The sequence below is a fragment of the Bradyrhizobium roseum genome, from assembly GCF_030413175.1.
Taxonomy (GTDB): Bacteria; Pseudomonadota; Alphaproteobacteria; order Rhizobiales; family Xanthobacteraceae; genus Bradyrhizobium; species Bradyrhizobium roseum.
Genome location: NZ_CP129212.1, coordinates 2,714,410 through 2,736,670, shown reverse-complemented (window position 1 = coordinate 2,736,670; position 22,261 = coordinate 2,714,410). Strand labels below are relative to the sequence as shown.

The window sequence follows — 22,261 nt, the reverse complement described above, 5'->3', positions numbered from 1 at the left end:
TTTCGACCCTCTCTTCGGTGGATCATGTGGCGGTCGCAGCCGCCAGTGGAAGACCCGCGATCAGATTTTGCGGCTTCAGTCTGACCACCTTGTCCGCGCCCATGGCAAGGATGAGGTAGACCGGCTTGGCGCCAACCCGCTCATCCACCAGCCTCGCATCTTCGAAGCTCAGGCGCATCAACGCCACGATGCGTTCGGCAACGCCGCCATCCATCCGCTCGCCGCGCCAAAGCGCATTGCCGATCCGCGTCGCTTCGCTGTCGAGGCCGATAAACCAGCGCCAGTCGCGATCCTCGATCGACGCCGTGGTTTCGACGTTGACGGCGACGCCGAGCAGATGTGCGATCCAGCGCTCGATGACCCGGCATAGCGCGGCACGCGCCTTCGCGTTACCACCGAGATTCATCACCATCGCGTGCGCGTCCGACCGCGACCAGTAGGTCCACGCGTTTTCGTCGTCCATCACGTCCATCTCGCCGAATGTCTTCGGCTGTTGCAGCATCGCCGTCAGCGGCGATGAATGCAGGTCGTGCCGGGCAAGCTGCTCGGCCTCGATCACTTCCGCATCGGCCAGCAGCAGCGTGCCGTCGTGAACGGCCGCCAGCTGGCTGCGATAGAACAATTCCGCCGCGCGCAGCGTATAGGGATCCTCGCAGCCTTCGAGGGCGTTGCGCAGGATCAGGTGGCAGAGTTGCGACAGGAAGATCGGCGGCAGGTCGCCGGCCCCCTTGCGGGCCAGCGCGACATAAACCGACTCGAGCGACGGCGCCGCCAGCAGCCGATCGCGAAAGCTCATCATGAAGGACCAGTTTTCGCGTGCATCAGCGTCGGCGAGCCGCTCGATGTCCGCGCCCGACACGGCGCGCAGCGGGTCGGCCATCAGGCTGGCATGCAGATCGCGCTCGGCATCGCAGGCGTCCGCCGGCGGCATCAGTTCAGGCCGCGCCAGATAGGCCATGACGAGTTCAGGCGTCGCAACCAGGCCGCCGTGATCAGCGCGACGCGTGAGATGATGGCCCGAGGCGACCCAGAATTCTCTCATGTGCGATCCGTCGTGCTGGCGCCGGTCCTGATCAGCCCGCGAAGATCGACCTCTTCGGCAGGTTCAACATCGCCTTCCACTTCATGGAAGGTAAAGGCGCTGGCATGGGTGTGCAACCGGTCGGCATCTACCGCATCGGAGCGAGGTTTAAGCGTACGAAAGCGTTCGTGGATTTCACCGTTTTCGACACTGCGCTGTACAGCGAGGATCGTCTGCAGCGGATGATGACACAGCGAGCCTGCGAAAGCGATCTCCTCCTCGGCCGCAAGCCGCCCCGCATTTGCATCGGGCGCGCCGAACTTCTCCATCAATTGCCTGGCCAACCGTTCGATCATCGTCTCCCGCTCCGCTTCCGTCGCTTCGGTGACGATGGCAAGCGTCGACCACCCGAGGCTATCGATGCCGAGAAAGCCCGAACGCAGCGCCACGCGCTGCTTCTGTTCGAGCGCGGCCGGATCGCGGTTCCAGAACACAAAGGCACCGGAAACCGCCCATTCGCCGGGTTCGGCTGCCCGCGCGAACACGAACGTATCCGACGGATCGAGCCTGATGGTTCGCGGAAACTTCAGCATGTCCGCCTCATCCGAGTTTCGGACCGCGCGCCTGCGCATCATACCAAGTGGCGCGTCGAAGCGCATCCACAAGACTGCTTCGCGCCGGCGCTTCGCGACCGGCCGGCAGGCTGACCAGGAGGTCGCCGTTGACGTCGATGCCTCTGATCTCGCCGGCCTTGTGCTTGGGAAGCCGCTCCAGATAATCCCGCGCGACCGCCTCGAAACCGCGCTCCTTCCAGCGGTCAAATGCGGCCATCAGATGGCGGGCAAAACTCTCGATGATGGCATCGGTATCGACCATCTCGAAACCTTCACCCAGCAACGACACCCCGGAAGCCGCCTGCACCTCCGGAACATGCGCCATGTCGGCAGCACGCAGGATCACGCCGAAAACCAGCCATTCGGGTATGCCGTCTTCGGTGCATTCGGCCGGCCAGCCCAACCGTCCGCCACCGAGCAATCCGGTGTCGAAACGGACCGCATCCGGCCAGTCGAACAAAACCTCCCGCTCTGGCGGACAATGGGCGGCAATTGCGTCGGCCAGCGCGTTCATGCCGGCAAACAACGCCCGGCGCGCCGAGCGCAGCGGTTCGTCAGGTTCGAGCACCACCGCAAACTCGACCAAATCGTAGCGGCGCACCCACACCAATGTTCCTGCGCCCGCCTCCGCCGCGATCTCGCAGGCATGCGCAAAGGCATCGCCGAGCTCGCGCAACGCGACCAAAGTATAACCGGGGGGCAGATCGAGCACCTGTTCCGTATCCGCTGGACGAGCGATCACGAAAAACTATTCCCTCATTGCTTGATGGGTCGCAGGTATATGCTACGCCACCCAAGCGGCCATTGTATCTTGCGGATGTCTCTCCGAGCGGTTACCGCAGAACCGTGGGATCAGGCAATCGGGTTTAGGGCATTAAAAATGAGTGCGGCGTCTCGCCTCCTGATTTGCAGTTGCGAGAAGACCATGCCGCTCGACGCGGAAGCGATCGGCCGTGGCTGCCCGGCCGGAATCGCGCAAGCGAATCAGCTTTGCGGCCTCGACCTCGACCTTTTCAAGCAAGCGCTTGCAGACGGCGCGCCGATCACGGTGGCCTGCACCCAGGAAGAGCCGCTATTCCGGGAAGTCGCGGAGAATAGCCCGCAAGCGAACCTCACCTTCGTCAACATTCGCGAGACCGGCGGCTGGTCGAAGGATGCCGCCGCTGCGGGACCAAAAGCCGCGGCGCTGATTGCCGCAGCGGACGAGGAGATGCCGCCGATCTCGCTGGTGACGCTCGAAAGCAGCGGCGTCGCGTTGATCTATGGCCGCGACGAGATCGCGATCGAGGCGGCGCAGCGTCTCGCCGATCGCCTCGACATCACCGTTCTTCTGACCAGGCCGGGTGACGTGACACCGCGCCGGACCAACGAATTTCCGGTGCTCAAGGGCACGATCCGGAACGCGCGCGGACATCTCGGGCAGTTCGAACTTGCGATAGACGATTATGCGCTGCCATCGCCGTCCTCGCGCGCCAAACTCGTATTCGGCTCTCCCCGCAACGGGGCGACCTCGACCTGCGATCTGATCCTCGATCTCTCGGGCGGCCTCCCGTTGTTTCCCGCACACGAGCTGCGCCCCGGCTATCTGCGCGCCGATCCCCGCGACAAGGCGGCCGTCGAGCGCGCGATGGCCGACGCCGGCGCGCTGGTCGGCACCTTCGACAAGCCGCGCTTTATCGATTTCGAGCCGTCGCTCTGCGCCCATTCGCGCTCGTCCATCACCGGATGCACGCGCTGTCTCGACCTTTGTCCGACCGGCGCGATCACGCCTGACGGCAACGCGGTCGCGATCGACGCCAATGTCTGCGCCGGTTGCGGCTCCTGCGCATCGGTGTGCCCAACCGGCGCGGCATCCTACGCGTTGCCGAGCGCTGACGCCTTGATGCGGCGGATGCGGACGCTGCTGCAGACCTATCGGAAGGCGGGCGGACACGACGGCGTCGTGCTGTTTCACGACGGCGAGCACGGCGAGGAAATCATCGAAGCGCTGGCGCGGTTCGGTGACGGCCTGCCGGCCAACGTGTTGCCGCTGCGCGTCAACGAGATGACGCAGCTCAGCCCGGAGCTGATCGCCGCTGTCTTTGCCTATGGCGGCAGCGGCGTCGCGTTGCTGACGCGCGCAAAACCGCGTCACGATATCACGGCGCTGCGACGCGCGGTCGAAACCGCAGATCGCGTCGTCAGCGCGCTCGGTTTCGGCAACGGCATCATCCGGATCATCGAGACCGACGATCCTGACGCGTTGCGCGCCAGGCTGGATACGGCGCCTCGCGGCGTCGCGACGGCAAAGCCGGCCGGCCTCTTGCCGCGCGGCGCCAAGCGCGGCGTGCTCGAGACGACGTTTCGCGAGCTTCACCTCGCCGCGCCCACGCCGGTCGATGTTGTGCCGCTGGCCCCGGGCGCGCCGTTCGGCACGGTGAAACTGGATGTCGAGGGCTGCACGCTGTGCCACGCCTGCGTCACCGCCTGCCCGACCGGCGCGCTGTCCGACAATCCCGACCGCGCCATGCTGCGCTTTACCGAGAGCCTTTGCGTGCAATGCGGGCTCTGCCAATCCACCTGCCCGGAGAAGGTTATCACCATCGAGCCACAGCTCGACTTCCAGGCCTGGAACAGCCCGCAACGCGTGCTGAAGGAGGAAGAGCCGTTCCACTGCGTCGCATGCGGCAAACCGTTCGGCACCAAAAGCTCAATCGACCGCGTGCTGGCGAAACTCAGCGAGAAGCACTGGATGTTCCACGGCGCAAACGCCAGGCGTCTCGACGTCATCAAGATGTGCGCGGACTGCCGTGTCGAAGCGGTGGTGAATGAGAGTTTCGATCCCCACGCGGCGCCGCAACGACCGCCCGTCATGACGACGGAGGATTATCTGCGCGCGCGCGATGTGAAGAAGGACGATCCGCTTGGATCGTGAGCAACCCGTGTCCGCACCCCCTCCCAGTCGCCAAGCCCGCGCGACGTCGAAGGCCTCAGGCCTTCCCGGCGTCAAGCACGTCATCGCGGTCGCCTCCGGCAAGGGCGGCGTCGGCAAGTCCACCACCTCCTGCAATCTCGCGCTCGGCTTTGCCGCGCTGGGACTGAAGACCGGCATTCTCGATGCCGATATCTACGGTCCGTCGCAACCAAGGCTGTTCGGCCTGCGCGGCAAACCGCGGCAGATCGGGCCGCGCATGCTGGAGCCGTTGGAGCGCTTCGGCGTCAAGGTGATGTCGATCGGCTTTCTGGTCGAGGAAGACAGCGCCATGATCTGGCGCGGGGCGATGGTGATCTCGGCGATCACGCAGATGCTGCGCGAGGTGGCGTGGGGCGATCTCGACATTCTCGTCGTCGACCTGCCGCCGGGCACCGGCGACGCGCAGCTCACCATGGCGCAACAGGTGCCGCTGGCCGGCGCCGTCATCGTCTCGACGCCGCAGGACATCGCGCTGATCGACGCCCGGCGCGGCATTGCGATGTTCGAGAAGGTGAGCATTCCGATCCTCGGCCTGATCGAAAACATGTCGAGCTTCTGCTGCCCGACCTGCCATCACGTCACGCCGATCTTCGGCCACGGCGGCGCGCGGAGCGAAGCGATGCTCCGCGGCATTCCCTATCTCGGCGAGATCCCGCTCGACATGCAGATCCGCCAGACCTCCGACGACGGCCGTCCGATCGTCGCGATCGAACCCGACGGCGTCCACGCGCAACATTATATCGGCATCGCGCGCGAGATCTGGACCGCGATCGTCACCGGCGCGGCGCACCGGCCGCCGCCGCGCATCGTCATCGAGTAGAGGCGCTAGATCATGATCTTATCGGAAAACCGGTTTCCACTTTTCCGGATCGTGCACTAACGCGCCTCCTCGAACCCGCCGAGTACCGCGGTGAGGTTGGCGCCGAGGATATCGGACAGATAGCCACCCTCCTGCACGAAGACGGTGGGAAGGCCCAGCCGGGCGATCGCAGCACCGATGCGGCGGAAACCTGGTGTCGTCACCGCAAGGCCGGCGAGCGGATCGCGTTCCGAAGCATCGAGACCGAGCGCCACCACGAGCGCCCCGGGTGCGAACGCGCGGATGGTTTTTTCTGCGTCACCCATAGCCTTCATATAGTCGTCATCGCCGGTGCCCTTCGGCAAGGGAATGTTAAGATTGGTTCCAAGGCCGGGGCCCGCGCCCCGCTCATGCGCATATCCCCAAACGTAGGGATAGAAGAACACGGGATCGGCATGGATCGACACCGTGAGCACGTCCGCCTGTTCGTAGAAGATTCCCTGCGTGCCGTTGCCGTGATGCACGTCGACATCGAGAATCGCGACCCGCTCATGCTTCAGCTTAAGGTGAGAAGCCGCGACGGCGCTGTTGTTCAGAAAGCAGAATCCGCCCGCGACATCACGAAAGGCATGGTGACCGGGCGGCCGGCACAGCGCGTAAACCGCGTCTTCGCCGTCCATGACGAGTTGGGCGGCCGTGGCGGCCACGTCGGTTGCCGCGCAGGCTGCGGCCCAGGTGCCGGGACCGATCGGACATCCTGTGTCGGCCGTGTGCCAGCCGAGCCGGCCGACGATGTGGGTCGGATAAGTGGCGTCATGGCGAACCGGATGCACGTTGGCGATCATTTCAGGGCCGGAATCGCCGAGCGCGCGCCAGGCCTCCCACGCCTCCTCCAGAAAGCGAAGATATTCGGGGCTGTGAACCCGCGACCGCGGGCCCTGCCCGAAAACGGTCGGCGCGATTAGATCGTGCTTGCCGGCCTTCAGCCCCGCCAGCAGCCGGTCGGCGCGCTCTGGCTGCTCGGTGGTGCGCTGGACGACGCCGCGCACCAGGAAGAATTGCGGATCGTGGCTGCGATGCAGTTCGGTATATACGGCCTTCACACGGTTACTCCGTTGGTTGGAAACAAGATCCCGCTCGGGTGTGCGACGACATTGCCGGCGGACGGCGCGAGCTCCCGCACCAGTTTGCCGACTTCGCGCCAAGCGTGACCGATATGATAATCGACATAGGCGGTGATGCGTTCGGGATGACCGGCCTCGATCGCGGCCAGCAGCGGCTCATGCGTGCGCGCGATCTCATGCGGATCGTCGTACAGGCGGCCGATCAATCCGATCACCATGCGCAGCTCCGCCGCGAGATCATCGAACAGCCGAAGCAGCCGCCGATTATCGGCGATTTCAAAGATCAGTCGGTGAAAGCGATAATCCTCCTCCACCTGCCGCGCCGGATCGTCGAGATCGGCGGTCTTGTGCAGAACGTCGATTTGCCGTCGCAGCACGTCGCGGGACTGCGGCGTGAGATTGCGCGCCGCCAGCACGCCGGCGTGCCGTTCGATGCAAATGCGCAAATCGTAGATCTCGTCGATGTTCCTGACTTCGAGCTTGCGCACAAAGAAGCCTCGCCGCGGGCTTGCGACCAGCAACCCCTGCTTCTCCAGCAGCCGCGCCGCCTCCCGTACCGGGGCGCGGCTGACGCCCAGTTCGCGGGCAATGCCTGCCTCCACCACCTTGGAGCCGGGAGGCAGCCGCCCCTGAACAATGGCCTGCATCAGCATGCGGGCGATCTGGCCGACCAGATCGCTGTCGGCAAGGGCCGGTAATCCAACAGGAAGCGACATGGGGCGCATCGGCTAAACCTGCGTCATCTCTTGACTATTTTTTGATCGTCGATTGTCGACACTTTAATCTTGTCCAAATGCTGCGTCGCACGCAAGCTGAAAAAATGGAAAATGGATTTAGGCGAAAATGACCAGCGCAGCCCACACCACCGCAAAGGCATGGCCGGCGGCGGCCGACCAGACTCTCCAGATCAGGATCGACCTCGCAGCCGCGTACCGGCTGATTCACCGGCTCGGCCTCGACGACAGCATCTACACCCACATCTCCGCCCGTCTGCCGGGCCGGCAGGACCGCTTCCTCATCAATCCCTATGGCCTGCGCTTCGAGGAAGTCACAGCATCCAACCTGGTGACGGTCGATCTGGACGGAAACGTCATCGACGACCCCATGGGTCTCGGCATCAACCCGGCCGGCTTCACGATTCACAGCGCGATCCATGCCGCGCGACATGATGCGATCTGCGTCCTGCACACGCACACCGTGGCCGGCATCGCGGTTGCCTGCCAGAAGCGGGGCCTGTTGCCGCTCAATCAATGGTCGCTGCAGTTCACCGACTGCCTCGCCTATCACGACTACGAAGGTATCGCGCTTGATCTCGACGAACGTGAGCGCCTCGTCGCCGATCTCGGCGACAAGTTCGTCATGGTGCTGCGCAGCCACGGCATGCTGACCTGCGGGCGCTCCGTCGCCGAGGCCTTCAAGCTGATGCACAATCTGGAACGCTCCTGCCGCGCCCAGCTCGCCGTGCAGTCGTCCGGCGCCGAAGTCATCGAGCTGTCCGCAGCGGTCGCCCGCAAGACGGCCGGCCAATACGCCAGCTTCTACGACGCGATCGAAACCAGTGGCGTTCCCGACAGCGAATGGGCCGCCTTCAAGCGAATGCTCGAGCGTACCGATCCCGACTTTGCGAACTGATCGAGGCGCCCTCGACATTTGAGGGCGCAGAAAGCTCCTTTTCTTTAAACGAGGTATGTAATGTCCAAGCGTAAGATCTTGATGAGCCTCGCGGCGACGTTTCTCTTGAGCACCGCAGCCTTGGCCGAGGGGCCGAAGGCAGGCGGCGTCGTCAATGCCGTGATTCAGCCGGAACCACCGAGCCTGATGGTCGGCCTGGTCCAGAACGGCCCGACCCAGATGGTGGCCGGCAACATCTATGAAGGCCTGCTGCGCTACAGCCCCAAACTCGATCCCTTGCCCGGCCTCGCCGAGAGCTGGACGGTCAGCGCGGATGGCAAGACCTACACGTTCAAGCTGGTCAAGGGCGCGACCTGGCATGACGGCAAGCCGTTCACCTCGGCGGACGTCCTGTTCTCGATCGAATTCCTCAAGCAGACCCACGCACGCGCCCGCGGCAATCTGGTGCAACTCGACAAGGTCGAGGCGCCGGATGAATCGACGGTGGTCTTCACGCTGAAGCAGCCGTTCGGTCCCTTCATCGGCATCTTCGAGGTCGGCTCGCTGCCGATGGTTCCGAAGCACATCTATGACGGCACCGATTTCAAGACCAACCCGGCCAACAACACGCCGGTCGGCACCGGCCCCTTCATGTTCAAGGAGTGGCAGAAGGGCTCGTTCATCAAGCTGGTCAAGAATCCGAACTACCACGTCAAGGGAAAGCCCAACATCGACGAGATCTACTGGCATGTGATTCCCGACGCCGCCGCGCGCTCGGTCGCCTACGAGACCGGCAAGGTGGACGTGCTGCCGGGCGGCTCGGTGGAAAATTTCGACGTGCCGCGCCTGAGCAAGCTCAAGAACACCTGCGTCACCGGCGCCGGCTGGGAATTCTTCAGCCCGCATTCCTGGCTCTGGCTCAACAACCGATCCGGCCCCACCGCGAACAAGAAATTCCGTCAGGCGCTGATGTTTGCGATCGATCGCAACATGGCCAAGGACGTGGTCTGGAACGGCCTCGGCAAGGTCGCCACCGGCCCGTCGGGCTCGACGATCAAGTACTACACGGGTGCGGTGCCGACATACGATTACGATCCGGCCAAGGCGAAGGCGCTGCTCAAGGAAGCCGGCTACAACGGCGAGAAGCTGCGCATGCTGCCTCTGCCCTATGGCGAGACATGGCAGCGCTGGGCCGAAATGGTTCGCCAGAACCTGCAGGACGTCGGCATCAACGTCGAGATGGTCGCGACCGACGTCCCCGGCTGGAATCAAAAAGTCAGCGAGTGGGACTACGACATCGCCTTCACCTACCTCTATCAGTATGGCGATCCCGCGCTCGGTGTCGGCCGCAACTACATCTCCAGCCAGATCGCCAAGGGATCGCCGTTCAACAACGTCGAGGGCTATTCGAATCCCGAAATCGACAAGCTGTTCGCCGAGGGCGCGGTCGCCTTCCCCGATGCGGCGCGCGGGGAGATCTACGCCAAGGCGCAGAAGATTCTCGTCGAGGACGTGCCTGTGGCGTGGATGCTCGAATTGCAGTTCCCGACCATTACCCGTTGCAGCGTCAAGAACCTGATCACGACAGGCATTGGCGTGAACGACGGCTTCCGCGACGCCTGGATTGAAAAGTAATCGCGGACGCACCGGGCGTCAGTCCCCAAGCCTGACGCCCGGATATCGCGCCTCCAACACCATCGGCCGAACATGATTTCCTTCATCGCCCAGCGGATTGCGAAGGCCATCGTCGTGCTTCTCGCGCTCATCGTCCTTAACTTCTTCCTGATCCGGTTGGCGCCGGGCGATCCGGCGCTGGTGATGGCGGGTGAAGCCGGCGCAGGCGATCAGATTTTCCTGGCACAACTCCGCGAGAAGTTCGGCCTCGACCAGCCGCTGCCGGTGCAGCTGTTTCTCTATGTCAAAGGCATCCTCAGCCTCGATCTCGGATTCTCGTTTCGCCAGCAGATGCCGGTCGCAACCCTGATCCTGCAACGCCTGCCGGCGACGCTGTTGCTGACCGGAACCGCGTTCGCGATTTCGCTTCTGTTCGGCATCCTGTTCGGGGCGCTGGCGGCGCGGTTTGCCGGCACCTGGGCCGATACCACCATCACGGTGCTGGCACTGATCTTCTACGCCACCCCGCTGTTCTGGGTTGCGCTGATGGCGATCCTGCTGTTTTCGGTCGCGATGGATTGGCTGCCAAGCTTCGGCTACGAGACGGTCGGCGCGAACTATACCGGGCTCGCCCACGTGCTGGACGTCGCCGCCCACCTCGTGCTGCCGGCGACGACCATCGGCCTGTTCTTCATGGCGACCTATGCGCGCATGACGCGCGCCTCGATGCTCGAGGTCAACCGGCTCGATTTCGTCAAGACCGCGCGCGCCAAAGGGCTGTCCAACAGCGTGATCCAGCGCCGGCACGTGCTGCGCAACGCGCTGTTGCCGGTGGTTACCTTGGCGGGTCTGCAGGCCGGCACGCTGGTCGGCGGCGCGGTTCTGACCGAGACCGTGTTCGCATGGCCGGGTATCGGCCGCCTGATGTACGAAGCGCTGCTGCAGCGCGACTACAATCTGCTGCTCGGCGTCTTCGTCGTCTGCTCGGCGATGGTGCTGGCCTTCAACCTGATCACGGACCTGGTCTACCGCTCCGTCGATCCGCGCATCGAGTTCGCGTCATGAGGCAAGTCTGGCGAATGCTGCTGCGCAATCCCGGCGGACTGATCGGCGTCGCGATCCTGACCATTGCGATTGCGGTTGCGCTGGTTGGTCCGTTGCTGTTTCCGACCTCGCCCTGGCGCATGGTGCAGCGGCCGTTCCTGCCGCCGTTCACGCTTGCCCATCTGCCGCTTGGCACCGACGCGCTCGGCCGCGACGTGATGGCTGGCATCATCTACGGCGCCCGCGTCTCGCTGCTGGTCGGCCTGATCTCGACGGTGGCCGCGCTGGCGGTCGGCATCCCGCTCGGCGCTGCGGCCGGATATTTCGGCGGCAAGATCGACGATGCCCTGATGCGCTTCACGGAATTTTTTCAGACCGTGCCGAGCTTTGCGCTTGCAATCGTGCTGGTCGCGATCATGCAGCCCTCCATCGTCTCGATCGTGACCGCCATCGCCATCGTCAGCTGGCCCCCGGTGGCGCGGCTGGTGCGCGGCGAGGTATTGTCGCTGCGCACGCGCGAATATGTCCAGGCGGCGGTCGTGACCGGCCAGACCAACTGGTGGATCATCTGGCGCGAGATCCTGCCGAACGCGCTGTCGCCGGTCATCGTGCTGGCGTCGCTGATGGTGGCTACCGCAATCCTGCTGGAATCCTCGCTCTCCTTTCTCGGGCTCGGCGATCCCAATCTGATGTCATGGGGCTACATGGTCGGTGCCGGCCGCACCGTGATCCGCCAGGCCTGGTGGATCACGGTATTCCCCGGCATCGCCATTCTGGTCTCGGTGCTGGCGCTGAACCTGATCGGTGAAGGTCTCAACGACGCGCTCAACCCCCGCCTCGCCAAGGGGGGACGCTGAGCATGAGCGTCGTCATCAGGAACCTGAAACTGGCGCTGCCGCCCGGGGGTGATCGCCCCTATGCCGTGGACGACGTTTCGTTCGAACTCACGGGCGGCAAAATCCTCTGCGTGGTCGGCGAATCCGGCTCCGGCAAGTCGATGTGCGCGCACGCGCTGATGGGTCTGCTGCCGGAAACGGTGACGGCCGAGGCCGGCGAGATCCTGTTCGAGGGCAACAATTTGGTGTCGCTCGGCCCGACGGAATGGTTCGCGCTGCGGGGCCGCCGCATCGCCATGGTGTTCCAGGAGCCGATGACGGCTCTTAATCCGCTGATGCGGATCGGTGACCAGATCGCAGAGATGTTCGAGGCGCATGATCTCTTGACGCCGAAGGCACGCCGCCAAAAGGCGCTCGCCTTGATCGGTGAAGTCGGCCTGCCCGACCCCGAGCGGATCGTTCGTGCCTACCCCCATCAATTGTCCGGCGGCCAGCGCCAGCGCGCGATGATTGCCATGGCGCTGGCACTCGAACCGGCCGTGCTGGTGGCCGACGAACCGACAACGGCGCTCGATGTCACGACGCAGGCGCAGATCCTCAAGCTGATCCGAGACCTGCAGCGTCGCCGCAACATGGCCGTGATGTTCATCACCCATGATTTCGGCGTCGTCGCCGAAATCGCCGATCGCGTGGTCGTGCTCCAGCACGGCAAGGTGGTCGAACAGGGCACCGCCGACGACGTGCTGCAGCGCGCCCAGCATCCCTATACCCGCGCCTTGCTGGCCGCGGTTCCGACGCTGCAGCCGCCACCGCGCGCACCGTTGGTCGACCGCAGCAAGGCCGTGGAGGTGATCGGCCTCGGCAAGACCTATGTCAGCGGCGGCGGCTGGTTCCGCGCCGAACGGCGCGTACAGGCGGCCAGAGACGTCAGTTTTGATATTTTTCGCGGCGAGACGCTTGGTCTGGTCGGCGAATCCGGCTCCGGAAAATCGTCTGTCGCACGCCTCGTGATGCGGCTGATCGAACCCGACGCCGGCACCGTCCGTATCGGTGACGTCGATCTCACCCGGATCAAGGGAAAGGCGCTGCGCGAGCAGCGCCGCCGCATCCAGATGGTGTTTCAGGATCCGTTTGCCTCCCTCAACCCGCGCCGGAAGGTCGGCAACATTATCACTGACGGACCGATCGCGCATGGCGCCGACCCGGCAGCAGCGCGCAAGCGAGCCGGCGAACTGCTCGGCCTGGTCGGCCTCAACGCCAGCGCGATGGAACGCTTTCCGCATGAATTCTCCGGCGGCCAACGGCAGCGCATCGGCATTGCGCGGGCGCTGGCCCTCGACCCGGAAATCCTGGTCGCCGACGAGGCGGTCTCCGCGCTCGACGTCTCGGTGCAGGCACAGGTGCTGCACCTGCTGGAAGACCTGAAGGCCCGGCTGGGCTTGTCGATGCTGTTTATCACCCATGACCTGCGCGTCGCCGCGCAGATCTGCGATCGCATCGCGGTGATGCAGCACGGCGCGATCGTCGAACTCAAATCCGCATCGCTGCTGTTTGCCGCCCCCGAGCACGCCTACACGCGCGAACTGCTTTCCGCCGTGCCCGGCCAGACGTCATCGTCCAAGGCGGCATGAACCGGATTACGAACGATGCGCTGCGTCCTGGTTAGCAAGAGCCTCGATCTCCGCGGCTATCTCGGCCCGCACTTCATGCGCGCCGCCGACCGCATCGAGATCGTCAGCCATCCGCATGAGGGGCCGGCATCGGATGTTCGGCTGGCGGTGGCCTGGCATCCGCCGGATGACGCTTTCGAACGCTATCCCAATCTGCAGGCGGTCTGCTCGATCGGCGCCGGCGTCGACAACATCCTGGCGTGCCCCAGCCTGCGTCCCGATGTCGAAGTGATCCGCGTCGTCGACCCCGCGCAGGCCCAGATGATGTCCGGCTTCGTCGCCTGGCACGTCATCGGCCATCAGCGGCGCTTTGCGACCTATCAGGCGCAGCAGCGCGAGGAGCGCTGGCAGCGTCTCGGCCCGCGCCGGGCGCAGGACGTGCCGGTCGGAATTCTAGGGTTTGGCGAAATCGGCCGCAGGGTCGCTGCCGATCTCGCACTACTCGGCTTTCCGGTCATGGCGTGGAGCCGAACCGAAAAGCCGACGCCACAAGGCGTGCGCGGCTTTCATGGCGCTGCCGGTCTTGAGGCCATGCTTGGCCAGACCGAGATTCTCGTGAACCTGCTGCCGCTCACGCCGGAGACCAAAGGCATCCTCAACCGCAACACGTTCGCGCGTATCTGTCGTGGCGGCTACCTGATCCAGGTCGGCCGCGGCGAGCATCTGGTCGAAGCCGATCTGCTCGCGGCGCTGGGGGACGGCCAGCTTGCCGGCGCGGCGCTCGATGTGTTCGCAACCGAGCCATTGCCGCCGCGGCACCCGTTCTGGCGGCACCCCAACATCGTCGTCACGCCTCATGATGCCTGTGAAGTCAGCGTGGAAGCGATCGGGGCGACGTTTCGCGCGACCGCGGAAGCGATACGCGCCGGCCGGCGCCCGCCGCACTCCATCGACCGCGAACGCGGCTACTGAGCGACGTCAATGGAAATTCCAGCGCCGGACGGGTCGCCTGCGACGATTGCCGATCACCCGATCGATACCTTGCGCGCCGCATCTGCCGTCCCGGAAACGCTGGCCCAGAGACTGGCGGCGGAGCACTACGGCCTGACCGCCGCCGTACACCGGCTCGACAGCGAGCGCGATCAGAACTTTCGGCTGCGCTCGCTGAGCGGGCACGCGTATGTCCTGAAGATTGCCAATCCCGCGGAAGACCGCGCGGTGACCAATTTGCAGACGGAGGCGCTGCTCCATCTCGCTGCTGCGGACCCCGGCCTGCCGGTCCCGCGCATCTTTCCGGCACGGAACGGCATGACCGAGCTCGATCTGACGTTCGACGACGGCTCGACGCGGGTCGTGCGCCTGTTGTCGTATCTCGAGGGAACCCCGATGCATGCAGCCACAGGGTCTGCGGCGCTGCGGCGTGATCTCGGCCGGTGCGCCGCACGGCTTACGCGGGGCCTCAGTGACTTCAGCCATTGCGGCGCCAATCACAAATTGCTGTGGGACCTTCAGCACGCAACCGAACTGCGGCCGCTGATCGACGCCGTCCCCGGCGATCGGCGCGGTCTGGTTGAGGACATTCTCGACGGCTTCGAAACCCGCGCCCTGCCGATACTTCCGCAATTGCCGAACCAGCCCGTCCATAACGACCTCAACCCGCATAACGTCGTCGTCGACCCCGAAACCCAGGCCGGCGTTGCCGGAATCATCGATTTCGGCGACCTCACCTGCACCGCGCGGGTCAACGACCTCGCGATCACGGCGGCGTATCAGGTGGCCGACAGCGACGATCCGCTGGCGCCGGCCTGCGAGATGATCGCGGCCTACCATGCCGAGCTGCCGCTGGAGCCCGCTGAATTCGGCGCGCTGTTCGACCTGATCGCCACGCGGATGGCCATGACGATCGTGATCAGCAGTTGGCGCGCAGCCCGCTATCCTGCTAACCGGAATTACATTCTGCGCAATAATGCTGCGGCCTGGGCGCGGCTGCAGCGCATGGCGGCGCTGTCCCGAGACCAGGCCATACTTCAGATTCAACGCGCCTGCGATGTGGAGTAGAGAGATGTCCGCCGCCGATGAGGCCCTTTCGACCCGAGACATGATCGCGCGGCGAAGCCGGCTGCTCGGCCCGGCGTATCGGCTGTTCTACGACCAGCCGGTCCAGTTCATCCGCGGCGAAGGCGTCTGGCTCTACGACACCGCCGGTGATCGCTATCTGGACGCCTACAACAACGTTGCATCGGTCGGGCACTGCCACCCGCGTGTCGTGCAGGCGATTGCGCGGCAGGCCGCGGTGCTCAACACGCACACGCGCTATTTGCACGAGACCGTGCTCGATTTCGCGGAAAAACTGCTCGCGACGTTTCCGCCCGAGATCGGTCACGTCATGTTCACGTGCACCGGCAGCGAGGCCAACGACCTCGCCTTGCGCGTCGCGCGAACCTGCACCGGCGGCACCGGCTTCATCGTCACCGCGAACGCCTATCATGGCGTCACCAGCGCGCTGGCTGAGCTCTCTCCCGCGCTCGGGCTGCCGCTTCCGGAAGGAAGTCACGTGCGACTGGTGCCGGCGCCGGGTTCGGCCTCGAACGCCGGCCAAATCTTTGCCGGTCACGTCAGCGATGCACTGGCCGATATGAAGAAGCACGGCATCCGCCCCGCGGCGCTTCTGGTCGATACGATTTTCTCCAGCGACGGCGTGTTCGCCGATCCCCCCGGCTTTCTGCGCCCGGCGGTCGAAGCCGTCCGGGCCGAGGGCGCGCTTTTCATCGCCGACGAGGTGCAACCCGGCTTCGGCCGCTGCGGCGGAGGGATGTGGGGCTTTGCCCGCCACGGCCTCGTCCCCGATCTCGTCACCATGGGCAAGCCGATGGGCAACGGCCATCCCGTCGCCGGGATGGCGGCGCGCCCCGAGCTGCTCGCGGAGTTTGGACGACGGTCGCGCTACTTCAACACCTTTGGCGGCAATCCGGTTTCTGCCGCCGCCGGTATTGCGGTGCTCGACGTGATCGAGGCCGAAGCGCTGGTACAGAACGCGCAACGCACCGGGGGTTATCTGACCAGGCTGCTCATGGAGCTGCAGGCACGGCACGCGTTGATTGCCGAAGTGCGCGGAGCCGGACTATTCGTCGGCGTCGAACTGCGGCACGGTGGCCCGACGGGCGCGCCTGCCACAGCGGAGGCCGCGCGGATCGTGAACCTGCTGCGTGAACGGCACGTGCTGATCAGTTCCGCCGGCCCGCACGCCAACGTGCTCAAGATCCGGCCGCCGCTGGCGTTTGGCGCCAAACATGCCGAAATGCTCATCGAAACCCTCGATCAGGCACTGGCGGATGTAAACGGGATGTCGGGAACGTAAGAGGGCGCGGCCCTTAGGCGCCGGCGGACGGCAGGCTGGCAGCGGCGATGGCCACGATCTGGGCCAGCCGGCGCCCGATACGGGAGGACGCGTTGCTCAGCAAGGAACGAACCTGTCGCATGTCTTCGTCTTCCATCTGCGCCGGGGGGCAAGGCGCATAGGGAAGATGGTCTTGTCAGGCTAAGTAGTCGATATCCCTGGGAAAATAGCAATACACGCTTTGTCGGAAGGCCGATCGGCAGTGAATTTATTGCCGCGATCAGCCCGGCGGCGAATGAGATTTTCTCTCCGGATTCCCGCCCCTATAGCCCGGTGATTCCGCTGTCGACCGCCAGCGCCTGCGCGTTGACGTAAACGCTCTCGTCGGAAATGAAAAACAGCGCCGCGTAGGCAATTTCCCAGCCCGTCGCCATCCGGCCGAACGGTACGCCCGCCGCGCTCCGCGATGGCCGGCCGGCGCTGGTGTGGCGGCCGAGCGGCGTATCGACCAGGCCCGGATAGATGATGTTGGCGCGAATGCCGCGCCTGGCGCCCTCTTTCGCGACATTGCGCATCAGGCCGCCGAGCGCCGCCTTCGACGCGTCATAGGCGATCAGCCGCGAACCGGAACGAAGTGCTGCGATCGAGGAGATGAACACGATCGAGGAGCCGTCAGCAATGTGCCTCAGCGCCTTGCGGCAGCACAGCATCGGCCCGGTCAAATTGACCGCGAACGTATCGTTCCATTCCTTGAGGGTCACGCCGTCGAGCCCGAGCGCGCCGACTCCGATGCCGACATTGAGCACCATGCCGTCAAGGCCGCCGAGACCATCGATCGCCTCGTCGATCATCCTGATCACGTCGTCTTCACGCGCGATATCGGCCTGGATCGAGAACGCGCGGCCTTGCTCGGCCAACACGCGCTGCACGGTGTCATCGGCGCTGGCACGGTTGACGTCGGCGACCGCGACATGGGCGCCTTCGCGGGCGAACAGCAGCGACATCGCCCGGCCGTTGCCGACCGGATCGGTAGCGGCGTCGAACGTCCGCTGTCCACCGCCGACCACCAGAATGCGGCGGCCCTCAAGACGGCCCCGGCCTGGCGCTTCGCCTGCGGATTCCGGACTGAGCGGGCGGACATAACGCATCTTGTCGGACATCTTCACTTCACCGTGCTTGAGCAGGCTGAGGCGCATCGAGAAACCGCCGCAGCGACGCGAGGACCACATCGAGACGGTCATGATGGAGCCAATGACCCGCGCCTGCAATTTTTTGCATTTTGGCCTGCCTGAAATGCGCCAGCAGGCCGGCGGCTTCGGGATCGGGAAGGTAGCTTTCGTCACCCCACATCAACAGGGTTGGGCAAGTAATCCGCGACCACAAGCCGGTATAGTCGTCCGGCAACAGCCGATACGGCGCCCTCGCCCGCAGATGATGATCGAACTTCCAGCGATACAGGCCGTCGGTGTCCTGCCGCAGGCCGTGGCGGGCCAGATGCAACGCCAGCGCCGGAGTCAAACGCTTGTTGCGCGTCGAAAGCCGCTGCGACGCCTCCTCGATGGTCCGGAACGTGCTGGCCTCGCGCTCGCCGATACGGTCGAGCTGGTCGATCCATCGCGACATCTGCTCGTGAATCGGCGTGCGCCGGGAGCCTGCCAGAAAGATACCGTCCAGCACGCCGAGGCGCGACACCTGCGCCGGATAGGTCCCGGCATAGGCCAACGAAATCATCCCGCCCATTGAGTGACCGGCAATGGCGGGATCCTTCAGCTTGGCATGGCGGATCAGCCTGGAGAGATCGTAGACATGATCGGCGAGGCTGTAGCTGCTTCCCTTCGCCCATTCGGAATCGCCATGTCCGCGCAAGTCTGGCGCCACGACATGAAAATGCGGCTGCAATGCTTGCGCGATTGCATCCCAGTTACGGCAATGATCGAGCCCGCCATGGACCAAGACCAGCGGCGGCGCGGCTTCGTTGCCCCAGTCGACATAGTGCAGCCGCAGCCCTTGCGACTCGTAAAAGAGGTCTGCCGGTTCGGCCGTCATGGGATCGCTTCTTATTTCGGCGTAAATCCAAACGTCCGCTCAAAACGCTTCACATAGGCCGGCCACACCTCGGGATTGACGATGCGCGGCGGGCGCTTGCCGTCCAGCGCATCGAGCATCTGTTCGGCGGCGATCTTGCCCATGTTGATCCGCGCCTCCTTGGTGACGCCTGCGGTGTGCGGGCTCGCCAGCACATTGTCGAACTGCAGCAGCGGATGCTCCGGCGGCGGCGGCTCCTTGTCCCAGACGTCGAGGCCGGCGCCGGCGATCCGCTTGTCGCGCAGCACCTCGTACAGCGCCTCCTCGTCGTGAATGAACCCGCGCGCCGTGGTGACGAAGAACGCGTGCGGCTGCATCAGCGCAAATTCGCGGGCGCCGATCATGCGGCGGTTGTCCTTGGACAGCGGACACGAGATCGAAACGAAATCCGCACGGCGCATCAGGTCGTGAAGCTCGACCTTCTCGGCGCCGCGGGCAGCGATCTCTTCCGCGCTCAGATAAGGATCGTAGGCGATGACCTTCATGTGCAGCAGCCCGCTGCAGAGCTCGGCGATGCGACGACCGACATTGCCGATGCCGACGATGCCGACCGTCTTGCCCTGGACTTCATTGCCGATCAGCGCGTTGCGGTTGACATTCGCCTCGCGGCGCAGCGCGCGGTCGGCCTCCAAAATGCGCTTGGACAGCGTCAGCATCATCCCGAGCGCATGCTCGGCGACCGAATTGGCGTTGCCGCCGGATTGATTGACGACGACCACGCCCGCCGCCGTGCACGCATCGACGTCGACGGGATCGAAGCCCGCGCCGTTCGAGGACACGATCAAAAGGTTCGGTGCCCGCTTCAGCAGATCCGCGTGAACATGGAAGTGCGGCGCGATCTCGTCGCGTGCCGCCCCGACCTGGTAGGCATGCGCCTCGGCCAGGATGGGTGCTGCGACGGCATCGGGGCTGTCGTTCTCCAGCCGGTCGAGCCGCACGTCGGCGCGCTTCTTGAGAATGTCGACATAGATCTCGTGGGCGAGGTATTTGACGTAGAACACGCGCTTGTTGTTGACGGTCATTGTCCTTGCAACTTTCTTGGGCGAACTTTCAGTTCGGGAAACCGTGGAGCTTGGCGGGATTGTCGACGAGGATGCGCTGCTGCGTGGCCTTATCAGGGGTCCAGGCCTGAAACAACTCGAGCAGATGACCGGCGTCGGGCATTTCTCCCTCGACGCGCGGGTGCGGCCAGTCGCCGCCCGATACATCTGCGCCGGATCGGCTTTCGCCAGCGATCCGGAAACCACCTGTCCATGGCTTCCTCTCTTGATATCTTTTCTTGTTTATCTCACATCGTCGTATCCGCCCTGTAGCGGCACGGGCGCGGGGCAGGATACGTTTCGGACATGTTGACAATCCCGCCGATGGCGTCAAGTTTCGCCGCTCCAGGGATGGGCGCGGACGAAAGATCGTCGCGGGTACAAGGAGACAAAAATGGCGGTCGCGGAGGAAAAAACCTCGCCCGAGAAGAGCTGGCACGCCATCGTGCTGCAAACGCTCAAGCGCAATGATATCCGCCTCGTCCCCTACGTGCCCGATCGCGTGCTCACGCCGCTGATCAAAAACCTGCACGCCGATCCCTTCTTTACAACCTTTGCTACCACGCGCGAGGAGGAAGCGGTCGGCATCGTCTCCGGCGCCTGGATGGGCGGCATGCGCAGCGCCGTGCTGATGCAGACATCAGGGTTTGCCACGCTGGCCAACGTGCTGGCTTCTCTGGCGGTCCCCTACCAGATCCCGTTGATCATGTTCGTGTCCGAGCGCGGCACGCTCGGCGAATTCAACTACGGCCAATCGCTGGTGTGCCGCACCATGCGCCCGGTGCTGGATTCGCTCGCGATGGAGCACCATACCGCGACGCGGATCGACGAGTTCGAGTTCATCGTCGACCGCTCCATCAAGCAGGCCGTCGCCACGCAGGCGCCGGTGGCGCTGATCCTCTCGCCGCTCCTGACCGGCGGCAAAGTGTTCGACAAGTGAGCGATCCCATGAGCAGCAATCCCGCCCGCAACACCAAGGTCATGAACCGCTTCGATCTCACCTCGCGGCTGGTGGCAAAGTTGAAGCACGAGGAAGCCGTGATCGGCGGCATCGGCAACACCAATTTCGACCTGTGGGCCGCCGGCCACCGGCCGCAGAACTTTTATATGCTCGGCAGCATGGGCCTCGCCTTCCCGATCGCGCTCGGCGTGGCGCTGGCGCAGCCGGACCGGCGGGTCTTCGCGCTGGAAGGCGATGGCTCGCTGTTGATGCAACTGGGCGCGCTCTCGACGATTGCGACGCTCAAGCCGAAAAACCTCACGTTGGTCGTGATGGACAACGGCATCTATCAGATCACCGGCGCGCAACCGACGCCGGGCGCCGCCGTGGCCGATATCGTCGCCATCGCGGTCGCAAGCGGGCTGACCAATTCGAGCTGGGCGGCGGACGAAGACGACTTCGAGCGCCTGATCGAAGCCTCGATGTCGGCCGCGGGCCCGACGCTGATCGGCGTCCGCATCGACGACAAGCCGGGCACAGGCACCACCCGCCGCGATCCCGTGCAGATCCGGGAGCGCTTTATGCACGGTATCGGCGTGAGGGAACCTCTCTAGAACGCGAATTAACCACGGTTGACGCCTCGTCCCGTGCATGAGCCAACCGGCGCTGAATTATGCTATGGCAGCGCGATGACCATCATCCTTCGACTATTCGCCTGGGGCCTCGCAGCGGCAATCGCCTATGCGACGCTCGGCCCGGCGACACAACGGCCGCATTCGAACCTCGGACAAAACGGCGAGCATGCGTTCGCCTTCGTGCTGCTGGGGCTGGCTTTCGGACTGGCCTATGCGCGCGCGCCGCGGCTCACCGCCGTTCTCGTCATCGTCTATACCGGCTTGGTTGAAGTGCTGCAGTTTCTGGCGCCGGGCCGGCATGCACGGCTGAGCGACTTTGTGGTTGATGCGCTGGCGGCCTGCGTGGGGCTCGTCGGCGCTTTGGCCATCGACTGGGTGATCGGCCGAACACGGCGATCGGCAGCATAAGTCCCGCCACGAAAAAATCCTCGCGGGAGGATACCCGCGAGGATCGATTTCAGAAACGCGATCTGCGTTAGTCGATCTTCGTTAATCGATGATCTTGACAACGCGGCGCGTGCGCGGATCGACGATCACCCGGCGGTCGTTGACCACCGCGTAGCGATACTCGGTGTACTGCGGTACGGGGCGCAGTTCGACGGTCGTCGGCAGCGGTTCGCCGACGATGACGCGCTCCTGAACCACAACCGACCGTTCGCGTGGCAAACCGGTGATCACGGCGTTCGGGATTTCCACGGCCGCGCCCACCGCAGCACCCACGGTACCGCCGACCATGGCGCCGATCGGGCCGCCGACCTGGCCACCCGCAGCCGCGCCATCCGCGGCGCCCTGCGCGGTGGTCGATTGGGCAAAAGCTGCGCCCGGAATCAGCAGCGAAGCAGCCACCAGTGAAACAGCCAAACGTTTGTTCATCGCACCCTCCAGTGATTTGACGATGCGTTTCAACTACGAGAAACCGAAGAGGTTCCCCTCCCGATCCGTAACAAAAAGGCCGCGCCTAGAATTCGGCGCGGTTCCAGTCACAGGGAGTTCCAGTT

General features: G+C 64.6%; 22 protein-coding genes and 1 pseudogene. 13 read left to right on the top strand and 10 right to left on the bottom strand.

Going from position 1 to position 22,261, the window contains the following annotated elements; all coding sequences use genetic code 11:
* Nucleotides 1–22: 22 nt before the first annotated feature.
* From QUH67_RS12840 to QUH67_RS12830, 3 genes are read right to left on the bottom strand one after another with little or no spacing between them, the layout of a single operon-like run.
* The gene (locus tag QUH67_RS12840) at nt 23–1,042 is read right to left on the bottom strand and encodes a DUF6352 family protein (protein ID WP_300947059.1); all 1,020 of its coding nucleotides are present in this window, start codon (nt 1,040–1,042) and stop codon (nt 23–25) included.
* Nucleotides 1,039–1,614, bottom strand: a complete 576-nt coding sequence (locus QUH67_RS12835) for a DUF6505 family protein (RefSeq protein WP_300948025.1) — start codon at nt 1,612–1,614, stop codon at nt 1,039–1,041. The genes QUH67_RS12840 and QUH67_RS12835 overlap by 4 nt, the downstream gene beginning before the upstream one ends.
* 7 nt (nt 1,615–1,621) lie before the next feature.
* A complete protein-coding gene (locus tag QUH67_RS12830; RefSeq protein ID WP_300947058.1) occupies nt 1,622–2,377 on the bottom strand; it encodes a biotin/lipoate--protein ligase family protein in 756 nt (251 codons plus the stop codon).
* 183 nt (nt 2,378–2,560) lie between these two features.
* Between QUH67_RS12830 and QUH67_RS12825 the strand changes: the two genes are divergently transcribed.
* On the top strand, nt 2,561–4,549 hold the full coding sequence (locus QUH67_RS12825; RefSeq protein WP_300947057.1) for a 4Fe-4S binding protein: 1,989 nt from the start codon (nt 2,561–2,563) through the stop codon (nt 4,547–4,549).
* 1 nt (nt 4,550) lies between these two features.
* Nucleotides 4,551–5,408: pseudogene (locus QUH67_RS12820) on the top strand (Mrp/NBP35 family ATP-binding protein); the annotation flags it as partial.
* 56 nt (nt 5,409–5,464) lie between these two features.
* Here QUH67_RS12820 and QUH67_RS12815 read toward each other — a convergent pair.
* Both QUH67_RS12815 and QUH67_RS12810 read right to left on the bottom strand, forming a co-directional pair.
* On the bottom strand, nt 5,465–6,490 hold the full coding sequence (locus QUH67_RS12815; RefSeq protein WP_300947056.1) for a histone deacetylase family protein: 1,026 nt from the start codon (nt 6,488–6,490) through the stop codon (nt 5,465–5,467).
* Entirely contained in the window at nt 6,487–7,227 is a 741-nt protein-coding gene (locus tag QUH67_RS12810) for a GntR family transcriptional regulator (RefSeq protein ID WP_300947055.1), read from the bottom strand. Before QUH67_RS12810 ends, QUH67_RS12815 begins: the two co-directional genes overlap by 4 nt.
* A 127-nt stretch (nt 7,228–7,354) precedes the next feature.
* On the opposite strand from QUH67_RS12810, the gene QUH67_RS12805 reads away from it, so the two are divergent.
* From QUH67_RS12805 to QUH67_RS12770, 8 genes are all read left to right on the top strand, one after another.
* Nucleotides 7,355–8,143 carry a class II aldolase/adducin family protein gene (locus QUH67_RS12805; RefSeq protein ID WP_300947054.1) on the top strand — a complete coding sequence of 263 codons (789 nt, stop codon included), beginning with the start codon at nt 7,355–7,357 and terminating at the stop codon, nt 8,141–8,143.
* Between the two features lie 60 nt (nt 8,144–8,203).
* Entirely contained in the window at nt 8,204–9,757 is a 1,554-nt protein-coding gene (locus QUH67_RS12800) for an ABC transporter substrate-binding protein (protein ID WP_300947053.1), read from the top strand.
* 72 nt (nt 9,758–9,829) lie between these two features.
* Nucleotides 9,830–10,801, top strand: coding sequence for an ABC transporter permease (locus QUH67_RS12795; RefSeq protein WP_300947052.1), 972 nt, complete (start codon nt 9,830–9,832; stop codon nt 10,799–10,801).
* Nucleotides 10,798–11,637 (top strand): ABC transporter permease, encoded by an 840-nt coding sequence (locus QUH67_RS12790; RefSeq protein WP_300947051.1) that lies wholly within the window; start codon nt 10,798–10,800, stop codon nt 11,635–11,637. Before QUH67_RS12795 ends, QUH67_RS12790 begins: the two co-directional genes overlap by 4 nt.
* Nucleotides 11,638–11,639: 2 nt before the next feature.
* Nucleotides 11,640–13,247, top strand: coding sequence for an ABC transporter ATP-binding protein (locus QUH67_RS12785; RefSeq protein WP_300947050.1), 1,608 nt, complete (start codon nt 11,640–11,642; stop codon nt 13,245–13,247).
* A 15-nt stretch (nt 13,248–13,262) separates the two neighbouring features.
* Entirely contained in the window at nt 13,263–14,198 is a 936-nt protein-coding gene (locus tag QUH67_RS12780; RefSeq protein WP_300947049.1) for a 2-hydroxyacid dehydrogenase, read from the top strand.
* Nucleotides 14,199–14,207: 9 nt separating this feature from the next.
* Nucleotides 14,208–15,284: a phosphotransferase gene (locus QUH67_RS12775; protein WP_300947048.1), complete on the top strand. Its 1,077-nt coding sequence runs from the start codon at nt 14,208–14,210 to the stop codon at nt 15,282–15,284.
* Nucleotides 15,285–15,288: 4 nt separating this feature from the next.
* A complete protein-coding gene (locus QUH67_RS12770; RefSeq protein ID WP_300947047.1) occupies nt 15,289–16,584 on the top strand; it encodes an aspartate aminotransferase family protein in 1,296 nt (431 codons plus the stop codon).
* A 302-nt stretch (nt 16,585–16,886) separates the two neighbouring features.
* Here QUH67_RS12770 and QUH67_RS12765 read toward each other — a convergent pair whose 3' ends face one another.
* Genes QUH67_RS12765 through QUH67_RS34950 form a run of 4 tightly spaced genes read right to left on the bottom strand, consistent with a single transcriptional unit; the run spans nt 16,887 to nt 20,127 of the window.
* Nucleotides 16,887–17,723, bottom strand: a complete 837-nt coding sequence (locus QUH67_RS12765; RefSeq protein WP_300948024.1) for an SDR family NAD(P)-dependent oxidoreductase — start codon at nt 17,721–17,723, stop codon at nt 16,887–16,889.
* A gap of 7 nt (nt 17,724–17,730) precedes the next feature.
* Complete coding sequence (locus tag QUH67_RS12760) at nt 17,731–18,609, bottom strand: alpha/beta fold hydrolase (protein WP_300947046.1); 879 nt, start codon at nt 18,607–18,609, stop codon at nt 17,731–17,733.
* A gap of 11 nt (nt 18,610–18,620) precedes the next feature.
* Complete coding sequence (locus tag QUH67_RS12755) at nt 18,621–19,670, bottom strand: hydroxyacid dehydrogenase (protein ID WP_300947045.1); 1,050 nt, start codon at nt 19,668–19,670, stop codon at nt 18,621–18,623.
* Nucleotides 19,671–19,698: 28 nt separating this feature from the next.
* The gene (locus tag QUH67_RS34950) at nt 19,699–20,127 is read right to left on the bottom strand and encodes an amidohydrolase family protein (RefSeq protein WP_407080426.1); all 429 of its coding nucleotides are present in this window, start codon (nt 20,125–20,127) and stop codon (nt 19,699–19,701) included.
* Here QUH67_RS34950 and QUH67_RS12750 point away from each other — a divergent pair.
* From QUH67_RS12750 to QUH67_RS12740, 3 genes are all read left to right on the top strand, one after another.
* Nucleotides 20,083–20,628 carry a thiamine pyrophosphate-binding protein gene (locus QUH67_RS12750; RefSeq protein ID WP_300947044.1) on the top strand — a complete coding sequence of 182 codons (546 nt, stop codon included), beginning with the start codon at nt 20,083–20,085 and terminating at the stop codon, nt 20,626–20,628. The genes QUH67_RS34950 and QUH67_RS12750 overlap by 45 nt on opposite strands.
* Before the next feature lie 8 nt (nt 20,629–20,636).
* The gene (locus QUH67_RS12745; RefSeq protein WP_300947043.1) at nt 20,637–21,242 is read left to right on the top strand and encodes a thiamine pyrophosphate-dependent enzyme; all 606 of its coding nucleotides are present in this window, start codon (nt 20,637–20,639) and stop codon (nt 21,240–21,242) included.
* 75 nt (nt 21,243–21,317) lie between these two features.
* Nucleotides 21,318–21,671, top strand: a complete 354-nt coding sequence (locus QUH67_RS12740; protein WP_300947042.1) for a VanZ family protein — start codon at nt 21,318–21,320, stop codon at nt 21,669–21,671.
* A gap of 81 nt (nt 21,672–21,752) precedes the next feature.
* Here the strand turns inward: QUH67_RS12740 and QUH67_RS12735 are convergent, their stop codons facing one another.
* Nucleotides 21,753–22,136 (bottom strand): DUF1236 domain-containing protein, encoded by a 384-nt coding sequence (locus tag QUH67_RS12735; RefSeq protein WP_300948023.1) that lies wholly within the window; start codon nt 22,134–22,136, stop codon nt 21,753–21,755.
* Nucleotides 22,137–22,261 lie beyond the last annotated feature (125 nt).

What these genes read in the sequence shown, in the direction of transcription:
- QUH67_RS12840 (WP_300947059.1), bottom strand. Translation starts at nt 1,042, where the DNA reads ATGAGAGAATTCTGGGTCGCCTCGGGCCATCATCTCACGCGTCGCGCT.
- QUH67_RS12835 (WP_300948025.1), bottom strand. Translation starts at nt 1,614, where the DNA reads ATGCTGAAGTTTCCGCGAACCATCAGGCTCGATCCGTCGGATACGTTC.
- QUH67_RS12825 (WP_300947057.1), top strand. Translation starts at nt 2,561, where the DNA reads ATGCCGCTCGACGCGGAAGCGATCGGCCGTGGCTGCCCGGCCGGAATC.
- QUH67_RS12810 (WP_300947055.1), bottom strand. Translation starts at nt 7,227, where the DNA reads ATGTCGCTTCCTGTTGGATTACCGGCCCTTGCCGACAGCGATCTGGTC.
- QUH67_RS12805 (WP_300947054.1), top strand. Translation starts at nt 7,355, where the DNA reads ATGACCAGCGCAGCCCACACCACCGCAAAGGCATGGCCGGCGGCGGCC.
- QUH67_RS12800 (WP_300947053.1), top strand. Translation starts at nt 8,204, where the DNA reads ATGTCCAAGCGTAAGATCTTGATGAGCCTCGCGGCGACGTTTCTCTTG.
- QUH67_RS12795 (WP_300947052.1), top strand. Translation starts at nt 9,830, where the DNA reads ATGATTTCCTTCATCGCCCAGCGGATTGCGAAGGCCATCGTCGTGCTT.
- QUH67_RS12790 (WP_300947051.1), top strand. Translation starts at nt 10,798, where the DNA reads ATGAGGCAAGTCTGGCGAATGCTGCTGCGCAATCCCGGCGGACTGATC.
- QUH67_RS12785 (WP_300947050.1), top strand. Translation starts at nt 11,640, where the DNA reads ATGAGCGTCGTCATCAGGAACCTGAAACTGGCGCTGCCGCCCGGGGGT.
- QUH67_RS12780 (WP_300947049.1), top strand. Translation starts at nt 13,263, where the DNA reads ATGCGCTGCGTCCTGGTTAGCAAGAGCCTCGATCTCCGCGGCTATCTC.
- QUH67_RS12775 (WP_300947048.1), top strand. Translation starts at nt 14,208, where the DNA reads ATGGAAATTCCAGCGCCGGACGGGTCGCCTGCGACGATTGCCGATCAC.
- QUH67_RS12770 (WP_300947047.1), top strand. Translation starts at nt 15,289, where the DNA reads ATGTCCGCCGCCGATGAGGCCCTTTCGACCCGAGACATGATCGCGCGG.
- QUH67_RS12765 (WP_300948024.1), bottom strand. Translation starts at nt 17,723, where the DNA reads ATGTCCGACAAGATGCGTTATGTCCGCCCGCTCAGTCCGGAATCCGCA.
- QUH67_RS12760 (WP_300947046.1), bottom strand. Translation starts at nt 18,609, where the DNA reads ATGACGGCCGAACCGGCAGACCTCTTTTACGAGTCGCAAGGGCTGCGG.
- QUH67_RS12755 (WP_300947045.1), bottom strand. Translation starts at nt 19,670, where the DNA reads ATGACCGTCAACAACAAGCGCGTGTTCTACGTCAAATACCTCGCCCAC.
- QUH67_RS12750 (WP_300947044.1), top strand. Translation starts at nt 20,083, where the DNA reads ATGGCGGTCGCGGAGGAAAAAACCTCGCCCGAGAAGAGCTGGCACGCC.
- QUH67_RS12745 (WP_300947043.1), top strand. Translation starts at nt 20,637, where the DNA reads ATGAGCAGCAATCCCGCCCGCAACACCAAGGTCATGAACCGCTTCGAT.
- QUH67_RS12740 (WP_300947042.1), top strand. Translation starts at nt 21,318, where the DNA reads ATGACCATCATCCTTCGACTATTCGCCTGGGGCCTCGCAGCGGCAATC.
- QUH67_RS12735 (WP_300948023.1), bottom strand. Translation starts at nt 22,136, where the DNA reads ATGAACAAACGTTTGGCTGTTTCACTGGTGGCTGCTTCGCTGCTGATT.